The sequence below is a fragment of the Mycobacterium sp. Root135 genome (assembly GCF_001426545.1).
In the GTDB taxonomy this organism is placed as follows: Bacteria; Actinomycetota; Actinomycetes; order Mycobacteriales; family Mycobacteriaceae; genus Mycobacterium.
On record NZ_LMEZ01000007.1, the window covers coordinates 321,889 to 336,711 of the forward strand.

12 protein-coding genes are annotated in these 14,823 nt (G+C 66.8%); 5 read left to right on the top strand and 7 right to left on the bottom strand.

Features of this window, described 5'->3' with window-relative positions; translation table 11 throughout:
* Nucleotides 1-10: 10 nt before the first annotated feature.
* The 3 genes from ASD37_RS21780 to ASD37_RS21790 all read right to left on the bottom strand — a co-directional run bounded on the left by ASD37_RS21780 (nucleotide 11) and on the right by ASD37_RS21790 (nucleotide 3,624).
* The gene (locus ASD37_RS21780) at nucleotides 11-1,510 is read right to left on the bottom strand and encodes a PAS domain S-box protein (protein ID WP_056557481.1); all 1,500 of its coding nucleotides are present in this window, start codon (nucleotides 1,508-1,510) and stop codon (nucleotides 11-13) included.
* A gap of 24 nt (nucleotides 1,511-1,534) precedes the next feature.
* Nucleotides 1,535-2,158, bottom strand: coding sequence for a TetR/AcrR family transcriptional regulator (locus tag ASD37_RS21785; protein WP_056556347.1), 624 nt, complete (start codon nucleotides 2,156-2,158; stop codon nucleotides 1,535-1,537).
* A 119-nt stretch (nucleotides 2,159-2,277) separates the two neighbouring features.
* Complete coding sequence (locus tag ASD37_RS21790; protein WP_056556350.1) at nucleotides 2,278-3,624, bottom strand: MFS transporter; 1,347 nt, start codon at nucleotides 3,622-3,624, stop codon at nucleotides 2,278-2,280.
* Nucleotides 3,625-3,886: 262 nt separating this feature from the next.
* Between ASD37_RS21790 and ASD37_RS21795 the strand changes: the two genes are divergently transcribed.
* The 5 genes from ASD37_RS21795 (at nucleotide 3,887) to ASD37_RS21815 (ending at nucleotide 9,425) form a co-directional block, all read left to right on the top strand.
* Nucleotides 3,887-4,834 carry a DeoR/GlpR family DNA-binding transcription regulator gene (locus tag ASD37_RS21795; RefSeq protein WP_235568498.1) on the top strand — a complete coding sequence of 316 codons (948 nt, stop codon included), beginning with the start codon at nucleotides 3,887-3,889 and terminating at the stop codon, nucleotides 4,832-4,834.
* Complete coding sequence (locus ASD37_RS21800) at nucleotides 4,831-5,925, top strand: alcohol dehydrogenase catalytic domain-containing protein (protein WP_235568499.1); 1,095 nt, start codon at nucleotides 4,831-4,833, stop codon at nucleotides 5,923-5,925. Before ASD37_RS21795 ends, ASD37_RS21800 begins: the two co-directional genes overlap by 4 nt.
* Nucleotides 5,926-5,978: 53 nt before the next feature.
* On the top strand, nucleotides 5,979-6,821 hold the full coding sequence (locus ASD37_RS21805; protein WP_056556352.1) for a class I fructose-bisphosphate aldolase: 843 nt from the start codon (nucleotides 5,979-5,981) through the stop codon (nucleotides 6,819-6,821).
* 64 nt (nucleotides 6,822-6,885) lie between these two features.
* A complete protein-coding gene (locus ASD37_RS21810) occupies nucleotides 6,886-8,439 on the top strand; it encodes an FGGY-family carbohydrate kinase (protein ID WP_082570327.1) in 1,554 nt (517 codons plus the stop codon).
* Nucleotides 8,436-9,425, top strand: coding sequence for a D-glycerate dehydrogenase (locus tag ASD37_RS21815; RefSeq protein ID WP_235568500.1), 990 nt, complete (start codon nucleotides 8,436-8,438; stop codon nucleotides 9,423-9,425). Before ASD37_RS21810 ends, ASD37_RS21815 begins: the two co-directional genes overlap by 4 nt.
* A 24-nt stretch (nucleotides 9,426-9,449) precedes the next feature.
* Here the strand turns inward: ASD37_RS21815 and ASD37_RS21820 are convergent, their stop codons facing one another.
* The 4 genes from ASD37_RS21820 to ASD37_RS21835 form a co-directional block, all read right to left on the bottom strand.
* Nucleotides 9,450-11,363: a primary-amine oxidase gene (locus ASD37_RS21820; protein WP_056556359.1), complete on the bottom strand. Its 1,914-nt coding sequence runs from the start codon at nucleotides 11,361-11,363 to the stop codon at nucleotides 9,450-9,452.
* 32 nt (nucleotides 11,364-11,395) lie between these two features.
* Entirely contained in the window at nucleotides 11,396-12,853 is a 1,458-nt protein-coding gene (locus ASD37_RS21825) for an APC family permease (RefSeq protein WP_056556362.1), read from the bottom strand.
* Nucleotides 12,854-13,300: 447 nt separating this feature from the next.
* Nucleotides 13,301-14,338: an LLM class F420-dependent oxidoreductase gene (locus tag ASD37_RS21830; protein WP_056556365.1), complete on the bottom strand. Its 1,038-nt coding sequence runs from the start codon at nucleotides 14,336-14,338 to the stop codon at nucleotides 13,301-13,303.
* Nucleotides 14,338-14,754: a nuclear transport factor 2 family protein gene (locus ASD37_RS21835; RefSeq protein ID WP_056556368.1), complete on the bottom strand. Its 417-nt coding sequence runs from the start codon at nucleotides 14,752-14,754 to the stop codon at nucleotides 14,338-14,340. The genes ASD37_RS21830 and ASD37_RS21835 overlap by 1 nt, the downstream gene beginning before the upstream one ends.
* Nucleotides 14,755-14,823: the final 69 nt, after the last annotated feature.

Consider the following 14,823-nt stretch of genomic DNA (forward strand, 5'->3'; position numbering starts at 1 on the left):
GTCTGAGCCTTCAGGTGGGGCGGGGCAGGCCGAACTCGAACACCGCGCCTCGGGGCGTGTTCTCGCGCGCGCTGATCGTCCCGCCCTGCCGGGTGACGATGCGGTGACTCAACGCGAGGCCGATTCCGTGTCCGGTGGCCTTGTCGGTGAACGCACCGTCGAAGATGCGGGCGTCGGGCATGTGCGAGATGCCCTTGCCCGTGTCGGACACCGTCACGAATCCGAGATCGCCGACTGTCCGCGTGCTGACGGTCACCGTCCGCTGATCCTCTGGCCACGTGGCCATTTCGTCGATGGCGTTGAAGCACAAATTCAGCACGACCTGGCCGGTGAGCACCCGCTCGCAGACCACCTCGACCGGCGAGGGGTCGTAGCGGTACTCCACCCGCACGCCATGCGAGCTCGCCCGGAGGTCGACGAAGTACCTGCAGTCCTCGACGACGTCGTTGAGATCGCATTGCTGGTGGGACTCTTCGAGCTGCGTGACGTATTCACGCAGGCTGTGGACGATGCGGTTGGCCCTGTCGAGTTGCTTGCGGGCGTGGATCAGGCCCAGCGCCAGGTCGCCTTGCACCGACTCGCGTGAGGCCAGGCGATGTTGAGTCGCGGCAATGAAGTTGGTGGCGGCCGCCAAGGGCTGCGCCAATTCGTGTGCGATGGCCATCGCCATGTCCCCCATCGCGTTGTAGCGCGCCAGGTAGTTCAGGTACTGCGCGTCGCGGGCATGGTCCTGCTCCGTCGTCACGTGGTCGGTGACGTCGTGAAACAGCACCAGCGACCCGCGGAGGTCGTCCTCGATCTCGATGTGTTGGGCGCTTCCGGCGAACCATCGTCGCCCGCCGTTGGGCAAGTCGACTTCGTACCGCATGCCCTTGGCGTCACCGTCGATTGCGGTGCGCGTCAACATGTCCTCGACGGCTCGACGAGATGCACCGGGGTGGCAGAACTCGGTGAAGCGCACCCCCGTCAGCTCCACGACGTCGACGCCGACGAGCGTGGCCGCGGCGTCACTGGCGTAGGTGACGACGTGCTCGTCGTCGAGGACGACGATCCCCTCGTCCATGTTGCGCAGGAAGGCGGCCATTCTGGCTTCCGTGCGGGTCAGGGTCGCCTCGGTGCGCACCAGGTCGTTGCGCATCATGGCTTCGTGCTCGATGTCGCGGAACTGCACCATGACCACGGTCCGCTGGGTGAGTTCGACGCGCACCGCGATGGCCTCGGTCAGAACGGTCCGGCCGCTCTTTGCGCGGTAGGCCCACTCGGTGATCGCCACGCCGTCGTCGACGGCGTCCTGCAACCACTGTCGACCAATCGACCGCCGGTACCGCTGTTCCTGGGCGCTCATGTCGGGCGCCTTCAACGGTTTGAGTTCCTCGACGGTGAACTCCAGCAGCTCACACGCCGCCCTGTTGGCCCAGAGGATGTCCTTCGACGTGGCGTCGTGGAGCAGGACGCAGTACCGAAGCGACTCGACTAAACGCGCGAAGTCCTCGTCGACGAGATCGGACACGTCCACCTCCTGCATCGGCCGGATCTACTGACGACGTGCCCTTGCGCCTCGCCGCGACGGTTTGGCCGCCCTTGCGCTGTCGAGGATCTGGTCGATCATGGCTTCCTGAGCTGCCGCCGACGACTCCGAATCCAGGACACCGGTCACTTGCAGTCCGACCATCGTCGTCATCAGCAGGTTGGCGTAGAGCGTCTCGTCGACGTCGCCGATCTCGCCGTCCTCACGCGCTTGGCGCAGATACTCGGCCAGTTGGGCCCGCCAGGTGTCGAGCGCCTCGGCGTTCACCGAGGCCATGTATGGATCGTTGAGCGCCCGTTGCCACAACGACACGGCGATCCTCGCCTCGAGCCGGGTCTCCTCCGTTTGGGGCATGACCTCTCGACACAGTCGGCGCAGTGCGGCCAGCCCGCGTCGCTGTCCGACGGATCGCTCGATTCTGGCGTTCGTCGCGTTGAAGACGTGCTCGAACGACGCCCGCAGGATCTCGTTCTTGCCGGAGAAGTAGTGGCTCAGAGCGCCGTTGGTGTAGCCGGCTTCACGGGCCAGGTCGCGCATGTTGGTGGCGTCTATCCCCCGGGCGGCGATCAACCGCCACGCCGCGCCGATGATGGCGAGCCGCCGCTCGGCGTGGTCGACCAGTCTCGGCACAGACACCCCCGCTTTCCGGTTTCTCGACCAACGATAGCTTGGCGCAACGGATGTTGAGTCACGCGAACGGAAACGGCCCCCGCCGAAGCGGGGGCCGTGGCCGTTCTGACGAGACGCGGTCAGGCCGTCGTCCCGGCCGGCTCGGGTCGCCGGATCGGTTCGACCTTCTTGATCACCAGTCCGAAGCACAGCGCACCGGCGACGATGATCGCCGCCGTGAGCAGCAGTGGGACCTGGAACGAGCCCGTTGCGCCGTAGAGCGCGCCGATCACGATCGGGCTCAGCGCGCTGCCGATGTTGGAGAAGAAGTTCTGGGTGGACCCCAGGGTGGCGACGGTGCTCGAGTCGACGACGTCGGCAGGCAGGCACCAGATCGAGACGATCGTAAAGGCCGCTGCGGCATAGGAAATCGACATCAGCACCAGCGCCTGCCACGCCTCGGGCGCGACCGCGGCCAAGGCGATGACCGAGCACACCATCATGCCGCCGACGAGGCACGTCTTGCGGACCTTGTTCAGGGACCAGCCGCGGGCCAGCAGATGGTCGCCGACGATGCCGCCCGCCCAGCTGCCGAGGATGGCGGCCAACGGCGGGATCATGCCGAAGAGGCCGAGCTTGAGCAGGTTGAACCCGCGTTCTTCGACCAGGTACGACGGGAACCAGGTGAGGAAGAACGTGATCATGAAGTTCAGGCAGAAGAAGCCCAGCATCATGCCCCACACCGTGCGCTGCTTGAACAGGTCGAGGATGGCCATCGGCTTGGCGTCGGGGTTCAGGTTGCCGGAGCTCTGCTCGCGATGGCTCTCGTGAATGATCTCCAGTTCGAGCTCGTTGACGCCGGCCTTGTTCTCGGGGCGCCGGTACCACGCCCACCAGCCGATCGCCCAGAGCACACCGATCGCACCGGCGAACACGAACGCGGCGCGCCATCCGAACAACCCGATGATGAGCGCGATGATCGGCGTCGCGGCGGCGCTGCCGATGCGGGCACCGCTGTCGTAGACCGAGGTGGCGCGGCCACGCAGCCGCAGGGGGAACCACTGCGACACCGTCTTGGCCGCGGCCGGGTAGGCGCCGGCCTCGCCGACGCCCAGTCCGAGGCGCAGGCCCATCAGTGCCGCGAAGCTCGAGACGCCGGCCGTGGCGGCGGTGAACAGCGACCACACCAGCACCGAGGCGCCGAACATCACGCGCTCGCCGAACCGGTCGATCAGTCGGCCGGCGGGGATCTGCATGAGTGCGTAACTCCACGAGAACGCGCTGAGGATCAGGCCCTTCTCCGTGGGCGTGAGGTGGAAGTCCGCGGTCATGAACGGAAGGCTGACCGAGATCGCCGAGCGGTCGATGTAGTTGATGGCGAGGCCGAGCGCGCAGAACACCGCGACGGCCCAGCGCACCTTGGTGGCGCGGCTCGTGCCCGAGGGATCTGGCGGCGTATCCGATTTCGTAGCCGAACTGCTGGTCATCTGTGTCTCCCAGGGTGGACTTGTGATCGTTTCGCTCACTGGAGGTGAGAGGCGGACGCTGCGTGGGCGCCGCTGTGGTGCGCGACACAATCAGAATCCTCGTTCCACATGATTGAACCAATCATCGACATTGTCAAGAAGTGATGACGAACACTCTTAAATGCGCATAGTCGGTCGGTATATGAGCATCGGCGTGCATTCAGTGATCGATATGCGCATCTAAGGTTGACGTGTCCATACCGCGCATGTAGCGTGGGTCACTGTGAGCATCGACGATTCAAACGGCGGCGAGCCGGACGACGCGGAGCAGTTCGAGCTCCAGATCCCGTCTGATCAAGGCGCGTCCGAGCAGACCGCGGCCGACCAGGCTGACGACGAACTAGTGGCACGCCGCCGCGACGTTCGCGGCGGCAAGCGGCGCGAGCAGATCCTGCAGCTCCTGCAGACGGTCGAATCCGGCGCGTTGAGCGTCGAAGAGATCGCCGAACGGTTCGGTGTCTCCTTCGCGACGGTGCGGCGCGACCTCAGCCGCCTACATCAAGACCGCCACATCACCCGTACTTACGGCGGCGTCGCCCTGACCGGTCCGGCGGAATTGTCGATCCACCAACGGCACCTCGAGTTCACGGCGGAGAAGGACGCGATCGGCCGCCGCGCCGCGGAGATGGTCGCCGACGGCGCCGTCGTGATACTCGACGCTGGCACCACCACCGAATTCGTGGCGCGGCATCTGGACGCCGACGACGCGACCGTCTTCACCAACGGCATCGGCGCGATCAACGTCCTCCTCGGCAACGACGACGTCTCCGTCGTCGTCCTCGGCGGTCGGCTGCGCGCGGTCAACCAGACCATCAGCGGGGCCGAAGCCGAGCACATGCTCCATTCCGTCGTCGCCGACTACGCGTTCATCGGCGCCGACGCCGTCCATCCGCAGTACGGCGTCGCGTCGAGAACCTTGGAGCAGAGCCGGCTCAAGACGTTGATGATGCAACGCGCACGTCAGATCGTCGTCGTCGCCGATCGGCGCAAGATCAACACCGACCAATTCAACTACTGGTCACCGACTCCGGCCCGGTGGCGGCTGATCACCGACGACGACGCGGACGCGACGGCGCTGAGTGAACTGCGCGCCGTCGGCGCCGACGTCGAACTGGTCTCACCCCTCCGGGCTCTCACCGAGCCAACCACTCTGAAAGGTTCCCCATCGTGACGACCACCTCGGACTCCGTTGCAGCAGCGCAGTCGGCTCCGGCCTCCGAACGGACGACACTTCGCCAGGCAATCCTGCATCGACCCAACGACTTGCGGATCGAGGAGGTGCCGATGCCGCGACTCGAACCCGGTGACGTACTCCTGCGCGTCGACGCCGCGTTGTTGTGCGGCACGGACGTTCGCATCTTCGAGGGCCGCAAGCAGAAGAACGTCACCTTCCCCACGGTGCTGGGACACGAATTCGCGGGCACCGTCGTCGACGCCAACGGTCCGCTGCCAGAGGGCGTGTCGATGGGTGCTCAGGTCGCGGTCTACCCGCTGGTCACCTGTGGCGTGTGCGCGGCCTGCCGCAAGGGGCACGAGAACATCTGCAAGAACCGAAAGGCGTTCGGCTATCAGTTGACCGGCGGGCTGTCGCAGTACGTCCACGTCCCGGCCGTCGCCCGGCAGAACCTCGTTCCGGTGCCGGGAGTAGCGGCCGCCGAGGCCGCGATCATCGAGCCCGTCGCATGTGCCTACAACGGGCAGAAGCTCGCCAACATGGAACGCGCCGAGACGGCACTCATCGTCGGGTGCGGGCCGCTCGGCCTCATCCACGCCGGTCTGGCGAAGAGCTTCGGTGTGGAAAGGGTCGCCGCCGTCGACCCCATCGCCCAACGGCGAGCCATGGCCACCCGCTTCGGAGCGGACCTGGTTCTCGAGCCCGGCGCCGACACCGCCGACCAACTCAACGACTTCAGCGACGGCGGCATCGACGTGCTCGTCATGGCCATCGGCCGAATCGACGCCCTGACACCCTATTTGGGTTGTCTTGCCCCCGGTGCAAGCGTGTCGGTGTTCGCCGGCTTCGGCGCTGACGCCGATCTGGCCGTGTCGGCCAACGACGTCCACTACAACGAGTGGAACATCGTCGGTGCCTCGTCATGCCGACTCGACGGCTTCCATGCCGTCGCCCCCATGGTCGCCTCCGGCGCGCTGCCGGTTGCCGACCTGATCGGCACCCAGTTGCCGCTCGACCGTGCCGTCGAGGCCCTCAACCTCGCCGGCTCCGGCGCTGACATGCGCGTCGGCGTCAACCCCTGGGCCTGATCACAGGCTCATCCCCGGCCCCGTCCCACCACCCAAAAGGAGCAGTACCCACGATGACCGCCACCTTCACACCCGCGTTCGACGTCAATCCGACCGGAACCACTGCCGCGCTCGGCCGAAACCTGCGACTGCGCAGGCTCTTCGCCGCCGACGGTCGCACCGTCACCGTCGCGCTCGACCAGGCCGTGCCACGGGGCGTCGCACCGCGGCTCGCCACGATCGGGTCCACGTTCGCCAGCATCGCCGAAGGCGAGCCGGACGCCGTCACCATCACCAAGGGCCTCGCCGGTCCGCTACTCGGCGGCAATCGCTCGCCGATGCCGTGGATCCTCAAGGCGTCCATGTTCTCCGTCGAGTTCCACCCCACCTACGACGCGACGATCGCGACCGTGCAGGACGCCGTGCGGATGGGCGCAGACGCCGTCGCCGTCGGCATCTCGGCCGGCTCGTCCAACCAGGTCGCCATGTTCGAAATGCTCACCCGCGTCGTCGAAGAAGCTCACACCTGGGGACTCCCCGTCGTGTGCCACGCCTACCCGTCCGGCGAGATGTGGGGCGACCGCAAGGGTTCCACCGAATCGGTCCTCTACGCCTCCCGCGCCGCGGCCGAGCTGGGCACCGACATCGTCAAGACCTGGTACACCGGATCCACCTCCGAGTTCGCCAAGGTCGTCGAGGGAACCCCGGCCATCGTCGTCGCCGCCGGTGGTGCGCCCGCCGAGAGCCCGCTGGACGTGCTCAAGCAGGCGGCCTCCGTCGTCGAGGCCGGCGCTCACGGAATGACCGCCGGCCGCAACATCTGGCAGGCACCGGAGCCAGGCAAGATGGTCGCCGCCCTCAAGGCCGTCATCCACGGTGGTGACAGCCCCGAGGTTGCGGCCAAGCTGCTCGACTGACCGAAACCCCCTGTTCCACCGCCGAATCGACACGTGCGCGACCCCCGAAGGAGTGGGTTCCGATATGCCTGATCAGCACGCCGCTGAGTCGACCTACCTCGGAATCGACGTCGGCACGTCCGCCACGAAGGCGGTGGTCTTGGCCTCCGACGGAACGGTCGTCGCCCGGTCCCGGGTTCCGCATCCCGCAGCGCGCGGAGCGGGGGCCGGGCGGGCCGACCCGTCGGCATGGCGGACCAGCATCACCGCTGCGGTGCTCGCCTTGGCCCCGCGCACCGCGACCGTCCGAGGCGTCGGAATGGACACCCACTGTCCGACCGCTCTGCTGCTCGACGACGACGGCCACCCGTTGGCCGCGGGCGTCACCTGGGATCATCCGGGACTGGTCGAGCCCACCGCGCAGCTGATCGCGGCGCTCGACCCCGAACACCGTCGTCTGGTCGGCAACCACCTGATGCCCGCCACCGCGATGGGAGCCGCTCACCGACTTCTGCAGCTCATCGAGCCCGAAGCCATCTCGGCGGCAACGACTTTCGGGCTCGCCGGCACGTGGCTTGGACAGTGGCTCACCGGGGAGCGGGCCATCGACCCCACCCAGGCGTCCTACACCGGCTTGATGGCCAGCACGGACGGGTCGTGCCGCTGGCTGACCGAAGTCCTGCAGGAACTTGGGATTCCCGAACGACACCTGCCTCCAGTACGTCCGTCGTTGAGCGTGCTCGGCCCGCTGCGTGCCACTGCCGCTGCGACGCTGGGGCTGCCATCGGGCATTCCCGTCATGGTCGGATCGGGTGACACCCCCGCCGCCTCCTACGCACTTGGCACCGAGCCGGGTGGTCGTCCGCTGCTCATCATGGGGACCACGCACGTGGTGTCCAATGCCCTTGACGCGCCGGACTTTCGTGCGAAGGCACTGCAACGGGTGGACGTCCACGCCGGCCGCTGGCTCATCAACGGCGTCATCAACGGCGGTGACGCGTTGGCGGAGGGCGCCGAACTCCTCGGCTACGGGCGCGGTGACATCGCCGTCGAGGCCTTGGTCGGAACGGCCTTTCAGGCCCGACCCGCCGAGGTGGCCGACGCCCCGGTGTTCATTCCGCACACGCGGCCAGAACGAGGTCCGCTGTGGTTCGCCGAGCCGCGCACCGCGCTCCTCGGTGCCGTCCCCGATCCCGCGACCGCCGCGGTCGCCCGCGGTGTCGTCGAAGGAGTGCTGTTCGCCGACCGGATCATCGTTGAGTCCTGCATCGGCGACCAGCAGCGAACCCTCTACGCCAGTGGTGCATTCGGCTTCGAACCCGAGCTGCCGCAACTGCTCGCCGACGCGCTGGACCGTGACATCCTCGTCGTCGACGAGAGTCACCTTCCCGCGATCGGCGCCGCGGCGATGTGCGTCGAGGTGCTGGAGGGCTCCGTCGTCGCTCCCCCGCGCGCTCGGCTGGTGACGCCGCGACCGGAATGGCGCGGCACCGTGGCCGAACGCTGGCAGCGCTACCGACACGTCTGGTCGAGCGTCACGGGGACACCGCCGCCAAGCACCTTGGACGAGTCCGTGCAACCACCTCCGTCCGCATCCCAACTGCCATACCGCACCCAGACCGGAAGAGTCCTCACGTGACCGCGTCCCCCGCAACAGCGCGTCCCGTCACCGGGATGATCTACCTCTCAAGACTTCTCACCGACCGGGCGATGAGTCACCTCCATTCGCTGGGCGCTCCGCTGCGAGTCGGGTCGGAGGCGCCACCCACGCGCTCCGAGCTCGAGGCGGGCATCGCGGGTGCCAGTGCCGCCGTCATCACCCTGACCGAGCGGGTCGACGCCGAACTGCTTGCCGCGGCGGGCCCACAGTTGAAGGTCATCGCCAACGTCGCGGTCGGGTACGACAACGTCGACCTGTCGGCGACCGAGGCTGCCGGCGTGACCGTCACCAACACCCCCGGCGTGCTCGACCGGGCCTCCGCCGACCACACGTTCGCCCTGATTCTGGCTGCCACCCGACGAATCGCCGAGGGTGACAGGCTGATTCGCAGCCAGGAGCCGTGGGTCTGGGGTCCGAGAATGCTGGTGGGCCTCGACGTCAGTGCCGGCGCCACCCTCGGAATCCTTGGGTATGGGCGCATCGGTGCGGCCGTGGCTCGCCGCGCGCACGCCTTCGACATGACCGTCATCGCCTCGTCGCGCAGTCGCACCCCCGGCACCGTCGAGGACGGCGTCACCTTCGTCGACCAGGCCACCCTGCTGCGCGACAGCGACGTGGTCACGGTCCACACGCCGCTGACACCCGAGACGCGACACTTGATCGACGCGTCGGCATTCGAGGCGATGAAGCCCACCGCGTATCTGATCAACACCGCCCGCGGCGGCGTGGTCGACGAAGCCGCGTTGATGGCCGCCCTTCACGGGCGCCAAATACGCGGCGCCGCACTGGACGTCTTCGAGGGTGAACCCGCGGTCAACCCGGCCCTCTTGGACACCCCGGGCCTCGTCCTGACTCCCCACACGGCCAGCGCAGGCGAGGCGACCCGCGACACCATGGGCATCCTCGCCGTCGACAACGTCGCGGCCGTGTTGTCCGGGAACGCTCCGCTTACTCCGGTGCGCTGACGGGGAACAGACATTAGCCGCTCGTCAGTGACAGGACTTTCCGGACGACGGTGGCGGCACGTCCAGCGACGGGTTTCGGTCGAAGAACCCGACCGGCTTCAGCGTGAAACCCACGTAGTCGCACGGCATGATCGGCCAGTCCTCCGGCCGGGGCAGGTGAGACGTTCCGAACGTGTGCCACAGGACGACGTCGGTGTCGACCAGATCGCGCTCCTGCTTGACCCACTCCCCGATCCCGTCACCGCGATGCTGGTTCGGATAGTCTCCGGCCGCGTGTAACTCGCGAGGGTCATACCGCGTCACCCAGAGGTGGGTGCGGGCGAACTCCGCCCGGCGGGCGAGGTCACTCCCCTCCGCGGCCAGCAGCAGCGGCCCGGCGAACGGAACCAGCTTGTAGGCCACCGGATCGCCGAATCTGTTGTGCGAGTGCGGGTTTATCACCTTCCACGTTCTCGCGGTCGCCGTGTTGCAGGAGCGGCGCGCGTCACGTTCGTTTTCGATGACGGTCTTCTGCGCGACGATGGCGTTTCCGTACTCGTTGCCCGGCCCGATCGGCCTGCCGACGGCGTCCACCTCGACAACGGTGTTGCCGGGCCCGTCCACCTCGAGGTCGAGTCGCATGTTGAACAGGTGCTGATGGTTGGGCGCGTCGAGTTGCGGCGCGACGAGGGTGCCGAACTCCGGAACGGCCCCCGGCGCGATGGCCCTGGTCTGCACGATGCCAGTCAGTTTGGCTTCGAACTGAATGGTCCCATCCTGGTAGAAGTACCAGAAGAAGCCGTACTCGTAGTTGCCTATCGTGTGGATCGCCGACACCACCAACCGCCGCGAACGGCGCACCTCGGCCTTCTCCTGGTAGCGGAAGTTCCAGTGCTTCCAGAGGATTCCGTAGTCCTCCTCGTGAATGCAGATGGCGTTGACGATGGTGTGCGGGTTGCCCGACTCGTCGGCCAAGGTGGCGTCCAGATAGCGAATCTCGCCGAGGCAGTCACAGCCCAGCGACAGCGATCCGACGGTCTTGCCGAGGTTGTACTCACCGGCGTCGAAGACGTTGCGGAAGTAGAAGTCGTTGCTGGTGTCCCCGTAGGGCACCACCATTTCGCTGATCGCCGCCCGGTGCAGAATCGAGCGCCGGCGGTCACCATCGGCGTAGGACACGTCACTGATCACCAAGCCCTCGACGGCGTCGACGTGGGCGTGCAACCGCCAGCGCTGCCACTCCAGGACGTTGCCCGACACCGTGAACGACGGACCGTCGGGCTGGTGAATCTCCAACGGACGCAGGTCGGTACGCAACGGCCCGACGCTGGACACGTCGTAGTTGCCGCTCTCGGGAGGCAGCGGGACCGGATCCTCCTCCTCGATGGCCGCCACCGACTTCTCGTCGCAGTCGATGACGAAGACCAGGTTGCCGACCGGACGCGCGTAGGCGTTGTCCTCCGGGAATTCCCGAACGTAGGCACTGGCCCGGATGATGCGGCGCCGGGCGTCGACCCCTGGAACGGGCAGGGTGCCCGTCGACCACGGATCGATCTGCAGCAGTTCGAGATTGGTGACACCGTGGCGCGTCAACGCCTCCACCGCCGCCGGATCGCCCTTGACGATGCCGTCGAGTTCCATGATCTCTTCGATCATGATGGCGGGTTGCACGCCCTCGATCCGATCCCAGCTCACCAGCGACTCGGATTCGAGGTCGACCCGGGCTTCGTACGTGGCACGGCTGGTCCGGTCGTAGGCCACCACGAACGCCATCCGGGGTCCTGCGGTGCCCTCCCGGACGTCCCGCTTGTCCGGATAGTCCAGTCGGACGATCGGAAATCTCAGTGCGGTCAGGTCGGGATGGGCAGCCTTGAGGGTGCCCACTGCGCCGGTGATCTCGGCGGCGGTGAGTGGATCGTAGGGATGCGCGGTCGAGATGCGCGGTTGCGTTGCGGTCACGGTGAGGTCCAGCTCCTTGAAGACTAGGTGGGTCAGACGGACTTGCTGTCGGTCATGACTGGTTGCGGGGGTGAGACCGTCCGCCGGCGGGCCACGTAGGCGGACCATCCCGCGCCCAGTGCGATCCAAATGCACAGGGCCCACGGCAAACTCGTGAGCGGAGTCTTGTAGAGGGCGCCGAAGACCGCCCCGGCCGCCACGATGACTCCCGCGCCTGCCGCCAGGACCAGCTTCACCCGGTTGACCTCATTCCACAGCCCCCGCGCGCCTGCGCAACTGACCACCAGATAGATCAAGGCAAGACCGGTGCCTGCGAAGCCGGCCATCCAGCCGAACATCGGGGCCCACTGGGGGCTCAGCACCGTCGGGTCCTCGGTCGCCCTGGAGAAGACGCCGTCGGCAAGCACGACCAACGTAATCGAGACGACGGCGGCGACGCCGACCACAGCCGCTCCCACCACGGGCGTGCCCCGCGTGGGATGCAGGGTGGCCAACGTGGCCGGTAGCCGGCCAGCCCTCGACATCGCGAACATGCCTCGGGTGGCGGCCACGCCGACGCCGATGGCAACGGCCAGCACGTCAAGGATGATCAGCACCGACACGAGGTTGCCGAACCACGTCGAGCCGAACTCGGAGCCGTTCGACAACGCCTGCAGCGGAAAGACACTGGTCTTCCAGGCGTCGGCGTCTAGACCGAAGCCCACTGCCTGGGCATATGCGGTGATGACGAAGTACACGCCCACGATGGTCAGTGACCACAGCACCGCCCGGGGAATGTGGCGCTTGGGGTCGTCGGTCTCCTCGGCGAGGTTCGCCGCCGATTCGAAGCCGATGAACATGTTGATGCCGTAGAGCACGCCGTAGAGCAGATCCATCGGTGCGACGGCCATCGGGTTGAGCGGTTCAGTCGACAGGCTGTGGCCGCCGGCGCCGCCCTTGGCGATGACGTAGATCGAGAACAGCAGGATGACGGCCGACGAGATCAACACCAGGGCCAGTTGGGCTCGCACCGAGATCTGGACGCCGACGATCACCACGGCGACCACGACCACGACGAACGCGAGCGCGGGCGGCCACCAGGGCATTTCGACGCCGAAGGCGCTCAGCATCAGGTCCGAGGTCATGCCTCCGAGCACCAGGAACGTGGCCGAGGCGAGGACGAGCATCGCGCCGTAGTACAGCCAGCCCGCCACCACGCCGACACCAGGACCAAACGCGTCGCAGATGTACTCGTAGAGCGAGCCGCAGAGGTGAATTCGCTTGGCGTACTGGGCAATGATCCACCCGGCCCCGAAGATGCCGACGCCGGCGATGATGATCGCCACCGGGGTGGCAACACCGGCACCATGGCCGGTGGCCGAGAGTCCGACGACCAGCGGCAGCAGGGTGGCCACCGAGAAGACGGGCCCCATGAAGCCGACCGACTGGGCCATCACTCCCGTCATCGAGACCGTGCCACGCTCTCGCGCGTTGACTTCAGGCTGACTCATTCCGCTCCTTGGGCTGTCATCTCGGGTCCGAATACGGTCTCTGTACGATTTGCGAACATGTCGTACGGTTACTGTACAAAATAGTGACCCGGCCCACCCCCAAAGTCAACAGGGGGACGATGTGTTCACGAGGACGAAATGATCAGAGGTTCGCAAGCAGCCGCGTCATTGCGCGTCGAGGCGGACTACCCGCGCGCGGTGGGCATCGACGACGAATCCCTGCGTTACGGCGTTTTGGCAGCAGAATCGCGATGTCGACCGCACCGCGGACGGCGAGCGTCGTCGAGGGGCGCACGACGCGGCCGCACGTAGGTAGGAAATCGAATACGAATGCGTCGACGTCATCGTGCGGCAGGTGTCCCCGGACTGCGTCACGTCACGAACGGCGAAGCGGGGCAGCCGGATTACGCTCGCGACCGCATCCGAGCACGACGTAGACGCACGTAATCAGCAGAGTGTGCGCAGTTTCTCGACCAGCTTCACGCGTTCGGCGGCCGTGGCGGCCAAGGGGACGACGTTCAAGACGGTGACGCCGGCCTCGCGAAACGCCGCGACGCGCTCCTTCACGAAGCCCGCCGAACCGATCAGCGACACGTCGCGCACCAGCGCGTCGGGTACCGCCTTGGCGGCCAGCTCCTTCTCGCCGGCCAGGTACAGCTCCTGGATGCGGTCGGCCTCGGCGCCGTATCCGTATTTGACGGCCAGCGTGTGATAGAAGTTCTTCCCCTTGGCGCCCATCCCACCGATGTAGAGCGCCAGGTGGGGCTTGACCCACTCGCGCAGGCCGTCGACGTCGTCGCCGATGGCCAGCGGGGGCCCGGCGAACACATCGAGGTCGCCCAGCGCGGGGTCGCGCTTGGCCCTACCCGCGGCCAACGGCTGGCCCCATACCTGCTCCGCCTTCTCCGGCAGGAAGAAGATGGGCTGCCACCCTTCGGCGATCTCGGCGGCCAGTTCCACGTTCTTGGGTCCCAGGGCCGCGAGAAGAACCGGGATGCGTTCGCGGACGGGATGATTGATGAGCTTGAGCGCCTTGCCCAACCCAGTTCCCCGATCGGCGGGCAACGGAATTTGATAGTGCTTGCCGTCGTACTGCAGCCGCTCGCGGCGCCACACCGCCCGGCATATGTCGACGACCTCCCTGGTGCGCCCGATCGGAGCGTCGTAGGGAACTCCGTGGAAACCCTCGATCACCTGCGGTCCCGATGCTCCCAATCCGAGGATGTAGCGGCCGTCGGAGACGTAGTCCAACCCGGCGGCGGTCATCGCCGTCAGGGTGGGAGTGCGGGTGTAGAGCTGCAGGATGCCCGACGCCAGTTGGATGCGATCGGTCTTGGCCGCGAGATATCCCAGCGCGCTGACCGCATCGAAGGAGTAGGCCTCCGGAACGAAGACGATGTCCAGGCCTGCGCGTTCGAGATCCGCGACTTCAGCGGCGACTTCCTTGAACCCACCGGCGTAGTTGATACCCAGGCCTATGCGCATCATGCCTCTTTCCGATCGGACTCGACGGTCATCGTAGCTTCGTGCTGAATCCGTTCCATTTCGGCTCCCATGGCCACCTGCAAGGCGTTGGCCGCCGACAGTGGACGGACCATCACGGTGAAGTCGTCGATCAAGCCCTCGTCGTTGACGTGGAGGAAGTCGCAGCCGTTGACCTGCTTGCCGGACACGACGGCCTTGAAGATCAGCGCCGAATCCTGGCCGTCGACGTCGGCGATCTCGCGGACGTAGTGAAAGTCCTCGAACACCCGCAGCACCGCCCGCAGAATCGCCGCGGTGGTCGCCTTGCCCGGATATGGCGCGAAGGCGACCGGGCTGGTGAACACCACGTCGTCGGCGAGGAGCGCGGCGATCGCCTCTTCGTCGCGCGCCTCGACTGCCCGGCGAAACTCCTGCATGCCACCACCCCTACCTAGTCATAAAGTTGATTAGTCGATAGCGACACTAACCGCGGCACCGATGAAATG